Here is a 17,118-nt window from a genome sequence, read left to right as displayed (position 1 = left end):
GGGGCTGCGGTTGACCTACCAGTTCGAGCCCGGCGCCGACGCCGACGGCGTGACCGTCCACATCCCGGTGCAGGTGCTCAACCAGGTGCTGACCCAGCACAGCGAGGACCGGCACTTGCATGAGGTCTACATGGACCTGCTCGATTCCGAGGGCTCGGAGATCTACCTCAAGCCCGCGGCCGCCGCGGCGAACGTGCCCTGGGGGACCGGTGGCGGTCCTCAACCCTGACAAGAGCGCACCACTCACGCTCGCCGCCGACGGCGCGGTGATCGTCCTGGCCGAAAGCTGACCGTGGCCGGGCGGAACGATGCCCGCGAGCGGCCCGACCGGCCCTTCGATCGGCCTGTGCCGACCTAGGCGTGCGCGGCGATCGCGGGCAGCATGTCCTTCAGGGTGCGCCCCTCGCAGGGCTCACCGATGGCGCTCATCTTCCAGGCCGAGTCGTGCCGGTAGAGCCTGGACATGACCATGGCGGTGTGGGTGCCGCCGCCCGTGAGGGTGAACCGGGCCATCTCGGCATTGGTGGTCTCGTCGACCAGACGGCAGAAGGCGTTCTCGACCTCGTTGAAGGTCTGGCCGCTGAACGAGCTGACCGTGAACACCAGCGAGGTCACGTGCGCGGGCACCGCGCTCAGATCCACGATCACCGACTCGTCGTCGCCGTCGCCCTCTCCGGTGAGGTTGTCCCCGGTGTGCCGCACCGAGCCGTCCTCGCTGGTCAGCTTGCCGAAATAGATCACGTCCGCGATGCCGTCGCCGGCGAACAGCACGCAGGAGGCGTCCAGATCGATCTCCTGGTCGCGCTTGCCGAACAGGCCCTTCTTCTTGATCGCGTCCCAGCCCAGGCCCATCCGTACACGACTGAGGCCGCTCCCGGACTTGTCCAGCGAGATCTTCTGGCCTTTCACCAACGACACCGACACGGTCGCTACCCCTCACCTTCGGCGAGCCGGCCTTGGCGCCGGACACGCTAGATCTTTCGCCCGGCGGGATCCGTCCGGCCCGGAGGCCTTCGCTTCCACCGTGACCGCCCTGCTACTACACTTGTAGCAGAAAGGTTCCGGTGATGTAAGGCCGCCGTGCGGGTGAGGTCCACATGGTGCTCGCGGACGTCGCGGCGGCCTGCGCACGTCATCGCCGGGCGGTGGGACGGTTGACATTCCAGGTGGAGGGTGGGCGGTTGCCCGCCGGTTGTGCCTCGGTGTCGTTGCCGGATCGCCGGTCGGCCGTCGAACTGAGCGTGATCGGTCGGTTCGACCTTCTCTCATCACGGTGCCCGTCGGCTGTCATGCACGTTTCGGGGGCGGGCGTAAGCGGGTTATGGTTAGGTTCCACCCCATTGCGGCATGGTTTGGTAGTGAAGAGTTCATCTGCGGTTCGCAGGCCGCTCGGACAACTGGAAGCCGAGGTGCTGGCGGTGCTCGCCGGTGCCGAGGGGGAGTTGTCGCCGGCCGACGTGCAGGCTCGAGTGTCCGGCGAACCTGCCTACACCACCGTCAGCACGGTACTGGCCCGCTTGCACGGCAAGCGAATGGTGTCCCGGACGCGGCGGGGGCGGTGTTTCGTCTACCAGGCGGTGGTCGACGAGCCGGGACTGGTCGCCGATCGGATGTGCGGCCACCTGCGCTACGCCAGCGATCCCTGGGACGCACTGAACCATTTCGTTCGATCCCTGAGTCCCGAGGAGGAACGCCTCCTGCGTTGTGTGCTCAGCGAAGACGAGCTCACCTGACTCTCGTCATCGGGGCGGGCGGTGCCGCCGCATGACGCCGCGCCCTGCACAGGTACGACGGTCGGCTCCTGAGGACCGCCGCCCCTACCCGCACCTCATTCGGGCTTGCCGCCCCCCGTCTCCTTGGCCCATCAGAGTCCGTGACTTCTGTCGGGTCGGCAGGCCGGGGACGGGCTCAGCTTCGGCGGTCGGCCGCTTCCGCGCGACCTCCGTGAGCTCGAAAGCTGCCGCAGCGAACCCGCCGCCTGCGAACACCGCTTCAGTAACACCGGCACTGCGACCAGCGCGAAGTCCATCCTTCATCTGACACCCCGGCCCGCGAGATTGAAACACCCCCTTGATCTGTGCCCTTTGCTCACGCCGTCACCGTCCCTGATGATGCGCTCCGAGTGACGCCGTCGCGTGATTAGGCTTGTGTTCGGTGTGGCCGTTGTGAGGCCGGCTGCGGCGGACGCGATCGGGAACTATGGAGGTGCAGTCGGGTGACGCGACGGCAACTGGGACAACTGGAGGCCGAGGTACTGGCCGCGCTCGCCGCGGCCGTCGACCCCGTCAGCGCCGCCGAGTTGCGGGAGCAGATTCCGGGCGAGCCCGCCTACACCACCATCAACACCATCTTGTTCCGATTGCACGCCAAGCGCCTGGTCACCCGTGAGCGTCAGGGGCGCCACTACCTGTACAGGCTGGCCGTGGACCAGTCCCGGCTGGTGGCCGACCGCATGCGAGACCATCTCCGCCATGCCAGCGACCTGTCCAGTGTGCTGAGCCGGTTCGTGCAGAACCTGACCGCAGAGGAAGAAGAGGCCCTGCGCGCCGTCCTGGACAAACCCCAGCCCCGATCTGGAGAGACCGCGTGATCTGGCTGACCTTCCTGCCCGCGGTCATGGCGCTCGTGGTCGCCGTGGCCCTGGGGGTGGTGCCGCTGCCGTTGCACCCGGCCTGGTCGGCCCGGCTGCTGCTGACCGCCGCGGTCAGCGCGATGGCCGCCACCATCGGGACCCTGGTCTTCATCTCCATCAACTACGCCGCGACGCTGTTCCCGCATGCGGCCGAGCGGCTGCCCGAATGGGCGCTGTTCGGGGACGATCAGCCCGTGCACGCGGTTCTCGGTGTTCCGGTCATCGTCCTGACGTGCCTGAGCGCCCTGACCGTGGCCAAACTGTCGGCCCGCTGGGCGGCCGAGGTCCGCCACGCCCAGCAAACCTCGCAAGGGGTGGTGGAGTCCGATGTCCCGCTGGCGGTCGCCGTGCCCGGGCGCGATGGCGGGGTTCTGGTGTCGCGCGGCCTGCTACGCAGGCTGGACCGGTCACAGTTGCGGGTGGTGTTCGAGCACGAGGCGTCCCACCTGCGCCACCGCCACTACCGGTACCTGGCGCTCGGCGCGCTGGCCGCGGGCACCCTCCCGCCGCTGCGGCGCCTGAACGCACGGCTGCGTTTCTCCCTGGAGCGGTGGGCCGACGAGGACGCCGCCGAAGCCGTCGGCGACCGGAAGCTCGTGGCCCGCACCATCGCCCAGGTCGCCCTGGCCCGCTCCTCGGCCGACTCCGCCACGCCGCCCCTTCCCACGTTCGCCGATTCGGGCGTCGTCCAGCGTGTGCAAGCGCTGCTGACCGCTGCGCCCGACAAGAACTCCGTCGCCGGGCCGGTCATCCTCATGGGCGCGGGCCTCGGCGCCGGCCTGCTGGCCTCGGCCGCCTGGCAACTCGACCACGCCCTCGGACTGCCCATCCTGTGAAAGGCCTCCCTGCGCATCCGCGAGTGATCCCGGAGGCCACTGGCGATTACGCCGCTGATCGCCCTCGAACCAGGCGGATACGCGGGAGACGCACAGGTTGATGACGCCTTCGGCCGGGCCGGTCACCTCGTCGCGACGCACGGGTGGATCGGCGAGATCGGGAACGGCGCGCGTCCCGAACAAAGTCCTGCTCGCACGGCGTCCGTTGCCGATATGGCCTCGCATCCGAGCCGCCGTGAAGGGACCGCGTCAGGTGGCCTGCGGCGTACAGCATTCGGGCTGACGATGAGGTGGGCTGATAGAAGGCACACGGCGCTGAATCTCACCGCGCGATCAGGATGGTGATCGCGTCTGCGACCCTGAGGGTCTACCCTCAAACTACTACACATGTAATAATTTGCCTGGGAGTGCCGGTGGGGCTCACCCTGCACAAGGGGCGCAGCGTGGAATTGTACGGCGGTGCCGCCCCCGGGGCGTTGCTGATCGAAATGGGTGGGCTGGTCGCGGCACCCGGTCGCGATGCCCCGTTCGAGGGGGCGGCGCTGGTGGTCGGAGACGGTGACGATCCGCCGGTCGGATGGCACCCGATGAGCCCCATGTACGCCGGGACCCCCGGCGGCGCCGTCGGCCTCCCTGTGGGGCTGCGGTTCCACGTCGGCTTGGACGCGCTGTCGGCGGCCACTGCCGAAATGTACTTCGTGGGGTGGTTCGACGAAGCCTCTCGGCGTGGCTGCTCCTTCGGTGATGTCCGCCGCGCCTTCATCCGAGTCCTGGACGCGATCACGGATGACGAAATGGTGCGTTATGACCTTTGCGAAGACTTCTCTACCCAGATCGCCCTGGTTTTCGCTCAGGTGTACCGGCGGGCAGGGCATTGGCGCTTTCGCGCTCTGGGGCAGGGATATACCAGTGGTCTGGTCGGCATCGCCCGCGCCCACGGCTTGGACGGTCTCCCGAACGCAGTCGACCAGGCCGTGTGGCAGGCGCCCTTGAGGCTGGTTAACGCTATCGATCGCCTGCTTTCCCCCGGCGCTCTCGTTACCGGAGCTTCCCATCGCAGGCACCAAGGACTCCAGCGGTGCGGTCGGCAGCAAGGGCACCATGCATGGGTTTTAGGCGGTGCGCTGCCACGCCCGGCCTGCGTGACACGACCTTGAGCACTGACTGGAGGGCCCGGCTTCGTGCTCAACGCCTCCGCTCCGTACCTGGAAGGGCGTGTCCCCGGTGGAGACCGTTGACGGGGGATCCAGCCGGATCGGAGCCGGCCGCGGCGTAGCGAGTGGGCCAGAGTTCGCTGGCGTGGCGGGGGAGAGCGCCGGCCTTGTCGTCTGCGGTCGCGGGGAGGACACGGTCGGAGACCAACGTTTCTGCTACAACTGTAGTAGAAAATGTGCGCGTCGGCTCATCATGGTGCCGCCGGTGCCGCCGCGCTCTGACAACAGAACATGAGAAGAGAACCTCCATGGTGTTCAAGCAGTTGCTGGGTGCCTTCGGTGTGGGCGGGCCCTCCATCGAGACCGTGCCGGCGGTCTCGATGTGCCGCCCAGGCGAGTACCTGTCCGGGGAAGTGCGCCTTCAGGGCGGAGAGCACGACGTCCACGTGCACGGGCTCGATCTGAGCCTCGCCACCGTGGTGGAGTACGAGCACGAGGATCATGAGGGGGAGGGCGTCCGCGAGTTCCACCGCGGCGCGATCACGGACGCCTTCCTGCTGGGGGCCGGGCAGTACCAGGCGATTCCCTTTCAGATGCCCTTGCCGTGGGAGCTGCCTCTCACCGACCTCTACGGTCAGCATCTGCACGGGTGTGGTGTCGGGGTTCGCACGGAGCTCCGGGTCGCGGGGGCTGCCGACACGGGTGACCTTGATTCGCTCTCGGTGTACCCGCTGCCCTCCCAGCAGCGGGTCTTGGACGCTTTCGGGGCTCTGGGGTTCGCGTTCAAGAGCGCCGACGTCGAGCAGGGGCACATTGCCGGCGTCCACCAGCAACTCCCCTTCTACCAGGAGATTGAGTTCCTCGCCCCGCCGCACTACGCGGGGCGGATCGAGGAGGTGGAGCTCACCTTCGTCGCGAGCCCGCACGAGCTCGCGGTGATCCTGGAGGCCGACCGGTCGGAAACCGTGTTCTCCGAGGGGGACGACGTGTTCGGGCGGTTCCATGTAGCACACGGGGAGGCCCTGCACCTGGCATGGGAGCACGAGCTGGAACGCTGGCTGCAGGCTGTGACGAGCCGGCACCATGGGGGCCACGATGTCCACCACCACGACCAGCACGGTCATGGGGATCACGGTCATGGACCGGGCTGGGGCGGGGTCGCCGCCGGTGCCGTGGGCGGCGTGGCGGCCGGGTTCGTGGCCGGGGCGGTCGTCAACGAACTGGTGGACGACGATGACGATGAGGACGGCGACGAGGATGCGGCGGCGGAAGCCGACGCCGCGGCCGCGAACGCCTACCAGGCCGCCGTCTACGAGCAGGCGGTGGAGGAAGCGGTCGAGGACGCTTACGAGGACGCTTACGAGCAGGCCTACGAGGAAGCCACCGAGAGCTTCGAGGAGGAGTGAACTCGTTCTGAGTGGCATGTGCCGCGGCGGCGGGCGACGTGAGTTGTCGATCCGGATGTGGATAGGCGTGCGGTCGGCGCAGCGGTGAGGATGGCCGCTGCCGTCACTTCACCGGCGCGACGTCGTGGACGTCCGGACGCCCGCCCGCTCGTGCGCGTAGGAATCGATGCCTCCTCCTGGAGAGTCCCGATCCTCCAGGAGGAGGCGTGCCTCCGTCGTCGCTGCCCGCGCATGCGCGTGAGGGCTGAACAGGCGCTGAGCAGGGGATCGTGCGTGTTTTCGCATCCACGTCGCACTTGGACGGCGGGCCGAACGTGGGTGTGCGGCTGGGATCAGGCGTCGACGCCGAAGTCCTTGACCACTCCCGACAGACCTGAGGCGTACCCCTGGCCGATGGCGCGGAACTTCCACTCGGCGCCGTTGCGGTAGAGCTCGCCGAAGACCATGGCGGTCTCGGTGGAAGCGTCCTCGGTGAGGTCGTAGCGGGCCAGTTCGGTGCCGTCGGCCTGGTTGACGACGCGGATGAAGGCGTTGCGCACCTGGCCGAAGTTCTGCCCGCGTGCGTCGGCCTCATGGATCGATACCGGGAAGGTGATGCGTGCGACCTCGGCCGGAACCGCCGTCAGGTTCACCTTGATCTGCTCGTCGTCCCCTTCTCCTTCCCCGGTGAGGTTGTCGCCGGTGTGCTCCACGGAACCGTCCGGGCTGCGCAGGTTGTTGAAGAACACGAAGTGCTGGTTGGAGGGCACCTTGCCCGACTCGTCCAGCAGCAGTGCGCTGGCGTCCAGGTCGAAGTCGGCGCCGGTCGTGCTGCGCACGTCCCAGCCGAGTCCCACAGTGATCGCCGAGAGTCCCGGCGCCTCCTTGGTCAGGGAGACGTTGCCGCCCTTGGACAGGCTGACGCCCATGCTGTGTTTCCTTCCGTATCGGCTGTTCGGTGGCTCACCGGCCGTGCCGGCCGGGCCGCCCGATGTGCTACTACACTTGTAGCAGATCAGTTAGGCTCCAGGAAGCCGGACACGTCACGGGAGGAGAGTCCGATGGCTCTGTGGAAGAAACTGCGCGAGTCCACGCAGCAGATGCAGTCGCAGCTTCTCAGTAAGAAGAACGAACTGAAGAGCGGAGCGTTCCGAGATGCCAGCATGGCGATGTGCGCCTTGGTCGCGGCAGCCGACGGCAGTGTCGATCCCTCCGAGAGGCAGCGGACCGCGTCCCTCATCGCCGGCAACGAGGTGCTGCAGAACTTCCCGGCCGATGACCTGCAGCACCGCTTCAACGATTACGTGTCCAAGCTCACCGCCGACTTCGCCTTCGGCAAGGTCTCGGTCCTCCAGGACATCGGCAGGGTGAAGAAGAACCCGTCCGAGGCCAGGGCCGTCATCCAGATCGGCATCATCATCGGTGGCGCCGACGGCGACTTCGACGACACCGAGAAGGCCGTCGTCCGTGAGGCGTGCTTCGTCGTGGGCCTGCAACCGGCGGAATTCGACCTGTGAGACCGGTGAACCGCGCTCGGCCGATGCGTCACCGTCGTCACGTCCTGGAACGCTGATCAGTCCGCGCCCGGCGTTGACTCAACGCCCCCGGCCGCGGTGGGGATTCACCTGAGTGCGAGCACGGCCAGCAGGGTGGAGGTGATCGCGTGGTCGAGATGCAGGGTGGCGGCGGTCAGCGAACTGGTGAGGAAGCCGTTGCCGGCGAACAGCAGCGGACCGCTGACGGTGTTCTTGGCGGGCGGGCGTCCCAGCAGTGCCTCCACACGCTGGACGACACCGGACTGGGCGAAGGCGGTCGTCGGCTCGGAGACATCCCCCGGTGACTGGGCCAAGGCGACCTTGGCGATCGTGCGGGCGACGAGGGCGCGGTCGCCGATGGCCTCCGCTGCGTCCTCGTCGGCCCACCGCTCCACCACCAGGCGCAGTCTCCCGTCAAGCGGCCTCAGGGGAGGGAGGAGCGTCGCGGCCATGACGCCGGCCGCCAGATAACGATGATGATGATGTCGCAGGTGGGAGCGTTCGTGCTCGAAGACGACCTGGAGCTCCTTGGGGGTCAGGGCGTTCAGGAGCCCTCGTGACAGCAGCACGCCCCCGCGGCGTCCGGGTACTGCGACGGCTATCGGGACCGCCGTCTCCAGCGGCTTCTGCGCCTCCGACTGGGCGGTGCGAAGGTCGGTCACCAGCCGGACCACCCGATGGGTCATGACCAGGACGCCGGCGACGGTCAGCAGGGTCGCGGGTATCCCCGCCATGGCCGGGACGGGGGTGTCGTCCCCGAACAACGCCCACTCGGGCATGTGGGCGGCGGCGCCGGGAGCGAGTGTCGCGCCGTAGTTGACCGTGAGGAAGACGCCGGTGCCGAGCACCGCCATGACGGTCATCGCGCCGGTGGTGGCCAGCAGCCGCGCCGACCAGGTGGGGTGCAGCGGTAACGGCACCCTGCCGAGGGTCATGCTCAGCGCCGCCATGAGGACGACGGGAAGGAAGGTGAACCAGTTCACTCCGCATCTCCTGATCGGTTGAGGATCTCGCGCAGCTTGCGCGCCTCGTCGTTGCTGAGCGCCTGGACGAACCGGCTCAGCGCGGTGCCCGGATCGCTGGCGTGCCGCAGATGGTCGTGCATCCTGTCGGCCACGAGCTCGGACTCGTCGACGGCGAGCCGGTACCGGTAGTGGCGTCCCACGCGGGCGCGGGTGACCAGCCCCTTCTCGTGAAGCCGGAACAGGATCGTGTTGACCGTGGTGTACGCGGAATGCCCCTCCAGCCGGGCCTGCAGTTCCGCCGTTCCGGCCGTGCCGCCCAGCGCCGCCAGCGCCGCGAGCACCTCCGACTCCAGTTGTCCAAGCGCTCTCCGCCTCAAGAGTCTCAACCCCTACGCTACTACTAATGTAATAATAACCTCGCTTGGAGACTATGCCCTACGTCCGAGGTGGTGACCACATGCGACCGCACCTGATCATCGGTTCCCGATGACGTGGCGGAGACCTCGTCCGGTCACCGGCCGGGGACGGGTGCGTCCACATGCGCTGATGAGGGGGGCCGCCCTGACGTGGGCGGCGATGCTGGCGGGTGGATGCGGGCTCACTGACTCCGCGCTGTTCGGAAGTGTGGAGACCGCGGAACTCACCGTGACCAGTCCGGCGTTCGCGGACACCCAGGCCCTGCCCGCGCGGTACGCGTGCGCTGCGTACGGCGGGTCCGGCCAGACCCCGCCGCTGCGGTGGTCAGGCGCCCCGCCGGGCACGACCACCGCGTTCGCGATCGTGGCCGACGTCCTGGACACCTCGACCGGCGGGTACGTGAGCTGGGTCGTCGCCAACATCGATGGGAACACCAGCCAAGTCATCGAGGGCGCCAGGCCCGCCAAGGCCGTGGAGTCACTGAACACCAGTGACGGGACCGACTATGTCGCGCCGTGCCCGCCCAGAGGTGAGCGGCACCGCTATCGCTTCACGGTCTACGCGCTCAGTGAGCGGGTCGCCTTGGCACATGGGGCTCCGCTTCGGGAGGGGCTGGCCGCCATCGCCGAGAAAACGGTGGGCCGCGGCCGCATCATCGGGACATTCGAGCCACCTGGATGGCGGTAGAGACCGGTACACAAAAGACCGGGTCACAGGCCTGCAGACCCCGAACACAGCGGCACGTGAGCCTCGATCACGACCTTCCGACCGCTTGGCCGACGTTCAACCTGGCATGAAAGCCCGGCCCCGAACGCGTCAAAGAGGACCTGCTCGCGGCGAGTTCGCCGTCGGCCGCCGCGCCCAAGGTCAAGCGCCTCCGACATCAGTGACTGACGCCCAACCCTGATGATCTATCAAACGGCCGCACAGCGGGCACATGGCGCCTGCCGCCGGATGTTCGACCAGACGCGCAATAACCAGACACCTCGCCGATGCCTCGATCTGGGAAACGATCACACCCGCTGCGGGAAGCGACTCAAAGTCGGCCACATCACCCTGGGTCAGGGCCACTCGTGAACACCTCCGGCAGGTACCTGATAGATCTCGCGCCGCGGCGATCGCGTTCCTCCACTGGACTCCTGGATCGTCGGCCACCTGTACTCGCGGCCTGAGACGACGTCGGAACGCTAGCCGACATCGCCGTTTTGACGGCCACCGTGGTCGGCTTGTTGTGGCGGCCTCCCACGGTGCGGGGTGTTGCTCGCGGTCTGCCTCGCCACACTGCGCCTGCAGGTGGCCTTTCGGCGTCCGGGGCCGCCGGTGCCCCCCAGGATTGGGCCTACCCGAGCGGGCACGTGACGTGCAACACCTTCGTGATCAGCGTGGGCCTGGCCGCCAAGTGGCGTGTCACGGTACTCGCCGGCGGTACGACGATGCTGGTCGTTGTATCGGCCAGCCGAACGACCCTGGGCGAGTACTACCTGGTGGACGTGGTCCCCCGAGTCGAAGGTCGTGCACGTGGACAACGACCCGCTGGTGCTGGTGCACGCCCGCGCGCTGCTGGTGAACACCAGTTCCGGGGGCGTGACCAGATCAGCGCCGACGCCCGCTCCAGGTCGCGGCGGGCGGCGGAGATGTCGAACCAGTGCGCGGTGTTCGTGCTCCGCCGCTTCGCCTCGCCCTGGAACCGAACAGGAGGAGCATCATGGCCAGTCACCTCGCAATGCCGCCGCGCTGCTGGCGATGATCGGCGCTGGTCTCCCGGCCGCCGGAGTCCTGGGCCTTCCGCCGGACCCCCGTACACAGCCGAGACGGACGTCGTGACCCACCCGTCCACCTGCGGGTTGCCGAGTCGGGGCGAAGCGGCGTTGCGTGGCTCTTGTGGCCGGTGGCATTGAGCACGAAGTAGCGCAGGGCGGTGATCCTGTACTCGTCGGGTAAGGACAGTGTGGAAGGAGGGGACTTGCCCCGTTTGCACTCGTTCATCCGCGGTCTGCGGCTTGACCGGGGCGCACGGTTGTACGGCCGAGCCGGTTTTCACCTTCGGTGCCACCGCGTCCTTCTCTCGGAGGTTGGTTTTCCGTTACTGCCGGAAGAGCGACAGAGCCGCTGTTCTCACGCTCCTTCCAGTGGGAGTGGACCACGGCGCCGACAACGACGACCAGCCCGGCCGATGCAATGACCGCCCCGACCGTGGGCGGCCCGACAAAACCAAGGTGAGGCAGCGACATGCCGCCCAGGTGGGAGCCGACCGCGGCTCCGAGATTGACCGCCGAGCCGCCGGCTGCGGCGGCGAGCAGCGGCGCCTCGACGGCCTGGTCGACGAGCCTGGTCAGGAACGGTGCGACGACCGCGAAGGCGGCGGCACCGACCAGGGCCAATGCCGATGCCGCGAGCAGGGGGTGGGATGCGCCGGCGGCGAGGGTGGTGAGGCCGGCCGCGAGGACGGCGAGGGCCACCCCGAGCGCACGTAGCGGGGCGTGCTCGCCGACCCACCCGCCGAGCGCGTTGCCGACGAGAAGCCCGAGCCCGAAGAGGGCGAGCAGGGGCGCGACGGCGGACTCGGTGAAGCCGCTGACCGAGGTGAGCAGCGGCGTGACGTAGGTCAGCATGGCGAACAGACCGCCGAAGGCGGCCATGCCGATCGTCAGCGTGAACCAGACCTGCGCTCGGCCGAAAGCGCCGAGCTCAGTGCGCAGGGTGGGCGGGGTCGCCGGTGGTGGGCTGACCGGCAGGGTGGCCCGGCTCAGGACGAGGGCCGCTGCGGCGAGCCCGGCAACCGCCCAGAACGTGACCCGCCAGCCGAGTTGTTGCCCCAGCAGTGTGCCCAGGGGGGTGCCGGCCACATTGGCCGCCGTTCCTCCGGCGAACACGAGCGCGATCGCGCGGGATCGATGTCGCGGGGCGACCAGTTCCGCGGCGACCACCGTTGCGATCGGCAGGAACGCTCCCTGCCCGAGGGCACTGAGGACGCGGCTCGCCACCAGCGCGGGGAAGCTCGGAGCGAGTGCCGCGCACACGTTGCCGATGACGAACACCGTCGCGGCGGACATGAGCAGTCGGCGCCGCGGCAGTCGCGTGCCGATCGCCACGAAGACGGGGCCGCCCACGACGATCGCCAGCGCGTACGCCGAGATCAGCATGCCCGTTGCCGAGAGTGAGGTGCCGAGGCCGGCCGCGACGTCGGGCAGGAGACCTGTGATGACGAACTCGGCGGTGCCCATGACGAACGCGCTTACCGCGAGGCAGAGAACAGGGGGCGAGAACACATCGGCGTGTTGGGGCTTAGTTCGCATGATGTTCCCTAAAAGGGTTGGTGGTCTCGGGGACCGGGTGCGGCTGATGGCGGTTTGCCGTCGGCGGTTTGCAAGGAATGGCCGCCCGATCTTCCAGAACGCTTCGACCGCTGCGGGCAGCGCTGATCAGGGACTTGGCGGCGGAGTGCTCCGTAGACCACGACGATGCAGAATGGAGCAGGACACTCGCACGAGGCAAGGACACGGGTCTGGGCCGGTATCACCACCGGACGGTCGTCCTGGTGTCTTCGCACAAGGTCGTCAATGACGAGGCCGCGATTCTGGAGCTGATCGGCACCGCCGTCGAACTGCCCGACCAGGCGGTGTGGGCGGCGGACATCGCTGGCACGGCCGCCACGCTGCTGGTTGCCCAAGGCCGGGCGTGGCCTTGATTCCGGCCCGCAAGGCGAACCGGAGGGCCAACTGCGGTGAGGGGTAGACATCGCCGACACCGCCCAGATGCGCCTTGATTTGACCCGCTGGCCCCGCCCGCCGAACCGGTCACCAGCTGCGGCTGGTGGCCGGTCACCGCGCCGATCTGATCGCCGACCAAGTCCGGCTGGTTGCAGGGCATCAGCCTGCGCTTCGACCACTAGGTCGCCAAGGGCGGATCATCATGCCGACCGCGTACCAGACTCCGTCCGGGGTGCGCCGTGTCGGCGTCGAGTGCCTGACGGCGCCTGGCTGAAGCGCCGCACGAAGCGCGGCGCCCGGATCGCGGCCATGGCCGTCGTCCAAGCCCAGCACACCGGTCTGCCGGGGCAGAGGCGGGCTTGCGGCGTTGGAGCGCGAGTCGGCGCCCCGTCCGCTGGACCTGGACGCGCGGCTCAAGGACATCGACGGGCATACCTGTGAGGGCTTCCACGCCAACCCGCGCGTCGAGATCATCGGTTCCCTGCCCGGCATGGGGCCGATCCTGGGGACCGAGTCCATCGCGATCGTGGGTGACCTGTCGAGGTAGCCCGACGCAGGCGTCTGGCCGCCCACGCAGAACCTGGCCTCGGCTCCACGCGAATCGGTTCGGCGTCACGGCAGTCTGCACCGTCCGAAGAACTACGACCGGCGATAGCGGCGCCTCTTCCTCAAAGCGGCCAAGACCGCCTGGATGCGTCCCGGCGCAGCCCGCAACGACTACCTACTCAAACGCTCTGAAGAGCGCGTACACGACCAGGTGGTCATGCCGCTCGCGCGCCGCCGCGTCGATGTGGTGCGGGCGATGCCGCGTGACAGAGGAACGTTCACCTCCGCCCCACCGGTGACGCGACCGGCTTGACTCGGTCATTGAGACTCCTTTGGCCTAGGCGACGCGCAGCGGCGCCAGTGCGGCGGCGACGCGGGCGAGCCGACCACCCTGGAAGTGCGCGGCGCGCAGCTGATCCTTGGTCGGCTCGCCGTCGCCGGAGACGTTACTGATCCCGTAGGGATTGCCGCCGGCCGCGTGAATGATGTCGTAGTCCACATAGCCGGTGGGAAGAATGACCGAGCCCCAGTGATAGGCCACGTTGTAGAGCGCGAGGAGCGTCGACTCCTGCCCGCCGTGGCGCTCCCCGGTACTGGTGAACGCGGTGAACGGCTTGCCGGCGAGATGGCCGGCCTCCCAGATCCCACCCGTGGTGTCCAGGTAGCTCTTCAATTGGGCGGCAACGTTACCGAACCGGGTAGGGGTGCCGACGGCGTATCCGTCGGCCCACACCAGGTCATCCAGTGTGGCCAGTGGCAGGTGGGCGGTGGCGTCCAAATGTGCTCGCCAGTCGGGGTTGCGCTCGACGGCATGCGCCGGCGCGGTCTCCGCCACGCGCAGCAGCCGGACATCGGCGCCTGTCTCGGCGGCTCCTTCGGCGAACGACCGCGCGATGCCATGCACGTTTCCGGTCGCGGAATAGTAGACGACGGCAATCCGAGCAACCATGATTCAGACTCCTTCCGAGCCCATGACGATCCGACGCGACCATCGTCACCGGGCGCGGACAGGCCTATCAAGAACACATTCCTTCCGGCACCATGTAGAGTCGCTACATGGTCGACGGGATCGAGTTGCGTGAGATCCGCACGTTCCTCGCCGTAGCCGAGGAACTGCATTTCGGGCGTGCCGCGGAAAAGGTGGGGCTCACTCCTTCACGCGTCAGCCAGTCCATTCGCGCGCTGGAGTCCCGGCTTGGCGGGCAGCTGTTCGACCGCACCAGTCGGCGAGTCGGCCTCACCCCGCTGGGCATCCAGTTGCGGGATTCGCTTCACCCCGCGCACGAAGCGCTCGTGTCCGCCTTACGCGCGGCGCAGGATGCGACCCGCGGCGTGGCAGGAACATTCCACCTGGGCATGCTCGACCCGCCCACTTACAGTGGCCCCCATCTGACCGACATCGTCCGCACATTCGAGGCCCGCCATCCGGCTTGCCGCGTGGTGGTCCGTGAGGTCGCCATCGAATCGCAGCTCGAATGGCTGCGGTCCGGCCAGGGCGACGCGGTCGTGCTGAGGCTGCCGAACTCCGCGCCCGACCTGACCATCGGACCAGTGATCACCGACGAGGCCCGGCTGCTCGCCGTGGCCGTCGACCACCCCTTCGCGCGCCGCACCGATGTGACGGCGGAGGACCTCGCCGGCGTCACGGTGACGGTCATGCCGCGAATACCCGCCGAACTGATGGACGCGTTCATTCCTCCGCGCACACCCGCCGGCCGACTCATTCCGCGGCGAGCCGTCCACACGATGAGTGAACTTCTCCCGCTCGTCGCGCTCGGTAAGGTCGTGCACATCACCATCACTTCTTTCGCCGAGCATTACCGCTATCCCGGTGTGGCCTTCGTGCCGATCGAAGGAATCCCGCGCTCGCAGACGGCGTTGGCGTGGCTTACCAGCAAATCCAACGCCCGAGTTGACGCGTTCGCACACGCCGCGCGGGACGTGCTCGGCGAGACTCCCAACCACCCTTGAACGTGCCTACGAGTCCCACTAGAGATACTCAAGCGGGCGGGCGTGCCACAGATCCCAGGAGCATCAGTGACCACTCGTCTGGTCGACGGGGGACGGGCTCCGAAGGAGCCCTGGGCGGCGACGACGGCCCGTGGGTAGGTCGAGGAGACCGTGATGCCGCCGTCGGCGCGCTCGCACAGCCGAACTCTCCCGCATGGACGCCCCGCTTGAGCGAGCTCGGCGGAACCACATCGCGGCCGAGGTGATCGCCATCGCCCGGCTGCGCCGTCGCGAACCCATACTCAGCGGGAAGCCAGCGGTCCGCGCCCTCACAGCAGGAATCGAAGCCTTCCGGCTTCGTGCCGGGGCTCGGAATGGGTCGAGTGATGGCCCCGTCCAGAGCGCAGCCGCTCCCACGGTTTGACAGGACGGCCGAGAACGCCGAGATCCCATCGCCTACTGGCCCGGCCATCCCGCAGTGGCAGAGTTGCAGGCGCACTCGGCCAGGTTCCGAAGTCGTTCCGGACATGCATATGACCCCGGGAAGTGCAGGGTGTTCTTCGGCAAGTCTTTCGACGACTTGGAGATCGCGGTACAAGATCAGTTCTGTGGTCAGCGGCTGCATTGCCGGCGGTGGCGGGCGGTGGGCGGCTCGTCCTTGATGAGCCCATCGAAACCGTGGCGGCGGTGCGCCCGGCAGGCCGTCGCCGGATCGACCGAGCCTTCGTAGTCGACGGCGAAGACCGCCTTGCCCCGTTTGATGAACACCTCGAGTTCCGCGCACTCGCCGTGCTCGGCGCATTCTTCGGGCAGGGCCCAGTCGAAGACATCGACCAGCGCGGCGGCGGCTCCACGCTGGTCATGACCGTTCTTCATCCCGACCGACAGGCCCCGCCTGTGTGCCTGGGCGGCGACCTCGCGGTACCAGGACAGCTGGTCGGCCAATGTGACGGCGAACCCGGGGGCGTTGCCGAGCAGGTTGTTCTGATCCGGCTCCACGCCGTCACAGCCGATCCGTCTGGCCAGGTCCAGCCGGGCCCAGATGATCTCGGCGAAGGCTCCGCGTGAGGCCTTCCGGATGTCGAGCCACCGTTCCTCCTCCCAGCCGGTGTTCCAGCCGATGACCGAACCCGGTTTCGGTGGCTCCGGCCGGTCCGGTATCTCCGTGGCGTGTGCACGGTGCCCGGGAAACCTCGGCGCGTCAGGCCGGTAGTGCTCGTACGCGCCGGTGTCGAGATAACAGATCACCACCGGCCGGGGGACCCGGGCGTGCAGCACGTCGATCATTCCGGCCAGCGGCCCCGGCGGAAGGTCGATCGCCTCACCGTCGCGATAGCGGAGTTGCGAGCCCGCCGGGGCCAGATCGAAGAGGTCCAGGTCGTACATGTCGCGGCGCGCACTCAGATCGTAGGGCTCGTCGATCTGCCAATCCCAGTTCGAGAACTGCCCGGGTTCGGGTTTCCACCAACTCGTCGGGGCAGGGCGCTGCGAAGGCGGATCTCCGCCCGGCCCGCATCCCGTCAAGACCGCCGCGAGCAGCACCAGAACCCCGGTGAAAGCTCGGACCAGCCCACCCCCAGCGGCCTTGATCAACATCTCGCCTCCATTGACATCCGAGATCATGATTCACCCGCGGCCCGCCTCCGCAGCCGTCGCCGCATGGCCCGGCCCCGTCAAGAGAAGCTCCCGACGGTGGGCGCGGACGGCCTCGACGTCGTCGGCCGACTGCATTGGTGAGTTGAGCACCATTCCGGCGACCCGGTCCGGGTGCCACACTCCGAACACCTGGGCCAGATAGCTGCCGTATGTCGCGCCGTAAACGACCGCCTGGTCGCTGCGGGCGGCATCAAGGACGGCGGCTAGGTCCAATGCCGGGTAGTTAGGCCTGTGGGCTGGTTGTCCAGGGGTTTGGTGGATCTTGGAGACGTGGGAACGGAGATCCAGTAGAACGGGTGATCTTCTACCATCGTCCGTCTGACCTACTGGAT

Annotated in this window: 18 protein-coding genes and 1 pseudogene; 12 read left to right on the top strand and 7 right to left on the bottom strand. The window is 68.1% G+C overall.

Annotated elements, in window-relative coordinates; all coding sequences use genetic code 11:
• The coding region (locus ACFPZN_RS53145; RefSeq protein WP_378292483.1) for a DUF3418 domain-containing protein at positions 1–229 on the top strand (229 nt) is incomplete at its 5' end.
• Positions 230–354: 125 nt separating this feature from the next.
• Here ACFPZN_RS53145 and ACFPZN_RS53140 read toward each other — a convergent pair.
• Positions 355–924 carry a TerD family protein gene (locus ACFPZN_RS53140; RefSeq protein ID WP_378292481.1) on the bottom strand — a complete coding sequence of 190 codons (570 nt, stop codon included), beginning with the start codon at positions 922–924 and terminating at the stop codon, positions 355–357.
• Positions 925–1,097: 173 nt separating this feature from the next.
• On the opposite strand from ACFPZN_RS53140, the gene ACFPZN_RS53135 reads away from it, so the two are divergent.
• From ACFPZN_RS53135 to ACFPZN_RS53115, 5 genes are all read left to right on the top strand, one after another.
• Positions 1,098–1,733: a BlaI/MecI/CopY family transcriptional regulator gene (locus ACFPZN_RS53135; protein ID WP_378292479.1), complete on the top strand. Its 636-nt coding sequence runs from the start codon at positions 1,098–1,100 to the stop codon at positions 1,731–1,733.
• A 482-nt stretch (positions 1,734–2,215) separates the two neighbouring features.
• Positions 2,216–2,590: a BlaI/MecI/CopY family transcriptional regulator gene (locus tag ACFPZN_RS53130; protein ID WP_378292477.1), complete on the top strand. Its 375-nt coding sequence runs from the start codon at positions 2,216–2,218 to the stop codon at positions 2,588–2,590.
• On the top strand, positions 2,587–3,468 hold the full coding sequence (locus ACFPZN_RS53125; RefSeq protein WP_378292475.1) for a M56 family metallopeptidase: 882 nt from the start codon (positions 2,587–2,589) through the stop codon (positions 3,466–3,468). The genes ACFPZN_RS53130 and ACFPZN_RS53125 overlap by 4 nt, the downstream gene beginning before the upstream one ends.
• A gap of 413 nt (positions 3,469–3,881) precedes the next feature.
• Positions 3,882–4,625 (top strand): TerD family protein, encoded by a 744-nt coding sequence (locus ACFPZN_RS53120; protein ID WP_378292473.1) that lies wholly within the window; start codon positions 3,882–3,884, stop codon positions 4,623–4,625.
• Between the two features lie 305 nt (positions 4,626–4,930).
• Positions 4,931–6,028: a sporulation protein gene (locus ACFPZN_RS53115; protein ID WP_378292471.1), complete on the top strand. Its 1,098-nt coding sequence runs from the start codon at positions 4,931–4,933 to the stop codon at positions 6,026–6,028.
• A 332-nt stretch (positions 6,029–6,360) separates the two neighbouring features.
• On the opposite strand, the gene ACFPZN_RS53110 is transcribed toward ACFPZN_RS53115, so the two are convergent.
• Positions 6,361–6,936, bottom strand: a complete 576-nt coding sequence (locus tag ACFPZN_RS53110; protein ID WP_378292469.1) for a TerD family protein — start codon at positions 6,934–6,936, stop codon at positions 6,361–6,363.
• A 132-nt stretch (positions 6,937–7,068) separates the two neighbouring features.
• Here ACFPZN_RS53110 and ACFPZN_RS53105 point away from each other — a divergent pair, with 132 nt between their 5' ends.
• Positions 7,069–7,524: a tellurite resistance TerB family protein gene (locus ACFPZN_RS53105; protein ID WP_378292466.1), complete on the top strand. Its 456-nt coding sequence runs from the start codon at positions 7,069–7,071 to the stop codon at positions 7,522–7,524.
• Positions 7,525–7,628: 104 nt separating this feature from the next.
• Here the strand turns inward: ACFPZN_RS53105 and ACFPZN_RS53100 are convergent, their stop codons facing one another.
• Together ACFPZN_RS53100 and ACFPZN_RS53095 are read right to left on the bottom strand one after the other, a co-directional pair.
• A complete protein-coding gene (locus ACFPZN_RS53100; protein WP_378292464.1) occupies positions 7,629–8,525 on the bottom strand; it encodes a M48 family metalloprotease in 897 nt (298 codons plus the stop codon).
• Positions 8,522–8,848 (bottom strand): BlaI/MecI/CopY family transcriptional regulator, encoded by a 327-nt coding sequence (locus ACFPZN_RS53095; protein ID WP_378292462.1) that lies wholly within the window; start codon positions 8,846–8,848, stop codon positions 8,522–8,524. Before ACFPZN_RS53095 ends, ACFPZN_RS53100 begins: the two co-directional genes overlap by 4 nt.
• A gap of 205 nt (positions 8,849–9,053) precedes the next feature.
• Between ACFPZN_RS53095 and ACFPZN_RS53090 the strand changes: the two genes are divergently transcribed.
• Positions 9,054–9,611, top strand: coding sequence for a YbhB/YbcL family Raf kinase inhibitor-like protein (locus tag ACFPZN_RS53090; protein WP_378292460.1), 558 nt, complete (start codon positions 9,054–9,056; stop codon positions 9,609–9,611).
• 807 nt (positions 9,612–10,418) lie between these two features.
• A pseudogene (locus ACFPZN_RS53085) lies at positions 10,419–10,505 on the top strand (SAM-dependent methyltransferase); the annotation flags it as partial.
• Between the two features lie 401 nt (positions 10,506–10,906).
• On the opposite strand, the gene ACFPZN_RS53080 reads toward ACFPZN_RS53085, so the two are convergent.
• Entirely contained in the window at positions 10,907–12,220 is a 1,314-nt protein-coding gene (locus ACFPZN_RS53080; RefSeq protein ID WP_378292458.1) for an MFS transporter, read from the bottom strand.
• Positions 12,221–12,462: 242 nt separating this feature from the next.
• Between ACFPZN_RS53080 and ACFPZN_RS53075 the strand changes: the two genes are divergently transcribed.
• Both ACFPZN_RS53075 and ACFPZN_RS53070 read left to right on the top strand, forming a co-directional pair.
• Positions 12,463–12,612 (top strand): hypothetical protein, encoded by a 150-nt coding sequence (locus tag ACFPZN_RS53075; RefSeq protein WP_378292456.1) that lies wholly within the window; start codon positions 12,463–12,465, stop codon positions 12,610–12,612.
• 389 nt (positions 12,613–13,001) lie between these two features.
• Positions 13,002–13,181: a hypothetical protein gene (locus ACFPZN_RS53070; protein WP_378292453.1), complete on the top strand. Its 180-nt coding sequence runs from the start codon at positions 13,002–13,004 to the stop codon at positions 13,179–13,181.
• A 336-nt stretch (positions 13,182–13,517) separates the two neighbouring features.
• Here ACFPZN_RS53070 and wrbA read toward each other — a convergent pair whose 3' ends face one another.
• Positions 13,518–14,129 carry an NAD(P)H:quinone oxidoreductase gene (wrbA, locus tag ACFPZN_RS53065; RefSeq protein WP_378292451.1) on the bottom strand — a complete coding sequence of 204 codons (612 nt, stop codon included), beginning with the start codon at positions 14,127–14,129 and terminating at the stop codon, positions 13,518–13,520.
• 107 nt (positions 14,130–14,236) lie between these two features.
• Here wrbA and ACFPZN_RS53060 point away from each other — a divergent pair, with 107 nt between their 5' ends.
• Positions 14,237–15,151, top strand: coding sequence for a LysR family transcriptional regulator (locus ACFPZN_RS53060; RefSeq protein WP_378292449.1), 915 nt, complete (start codon positions 14,237–14,239; stop codon positions 15,149–15,151).
• 591 nt (positions 15,152–15,742) lie between these two features.
• Here the strand turns inward: ACFPZN_RS53060 and ACFPZN_RS53055 are convergent.
• Positions 15,743–16,726, bottom strand: a complete 984-nt coding sequence (locus ACFPZN_RS53055) for an endo alpha-1,4 polygalactosaminidase (protein WP_378292447.1) — start codon at positions 16,724–16,726, stop codon at positions 15,743–15,745.
• Positions 16,727–17,118 lie beyond the last annotated feature (392 nt).

Origin of the sequence: Actinomadura rugatobispora (genome assembly GCF_042656285.1) — a bacterium.
In the GTDB taxonomy this organism is placed as follows: Bacteria; Actinomycetota; Actinomycetes; order Streptosporangiales; family Streptosporangiaceae; genus Spirillospora; species Spirillospora rugatobispora.
The sequence above is the reverse complement of the archived record's forward strand: the minus strand, read 5'-3'. Positions and strand labels throughout refer to the sequence as shown.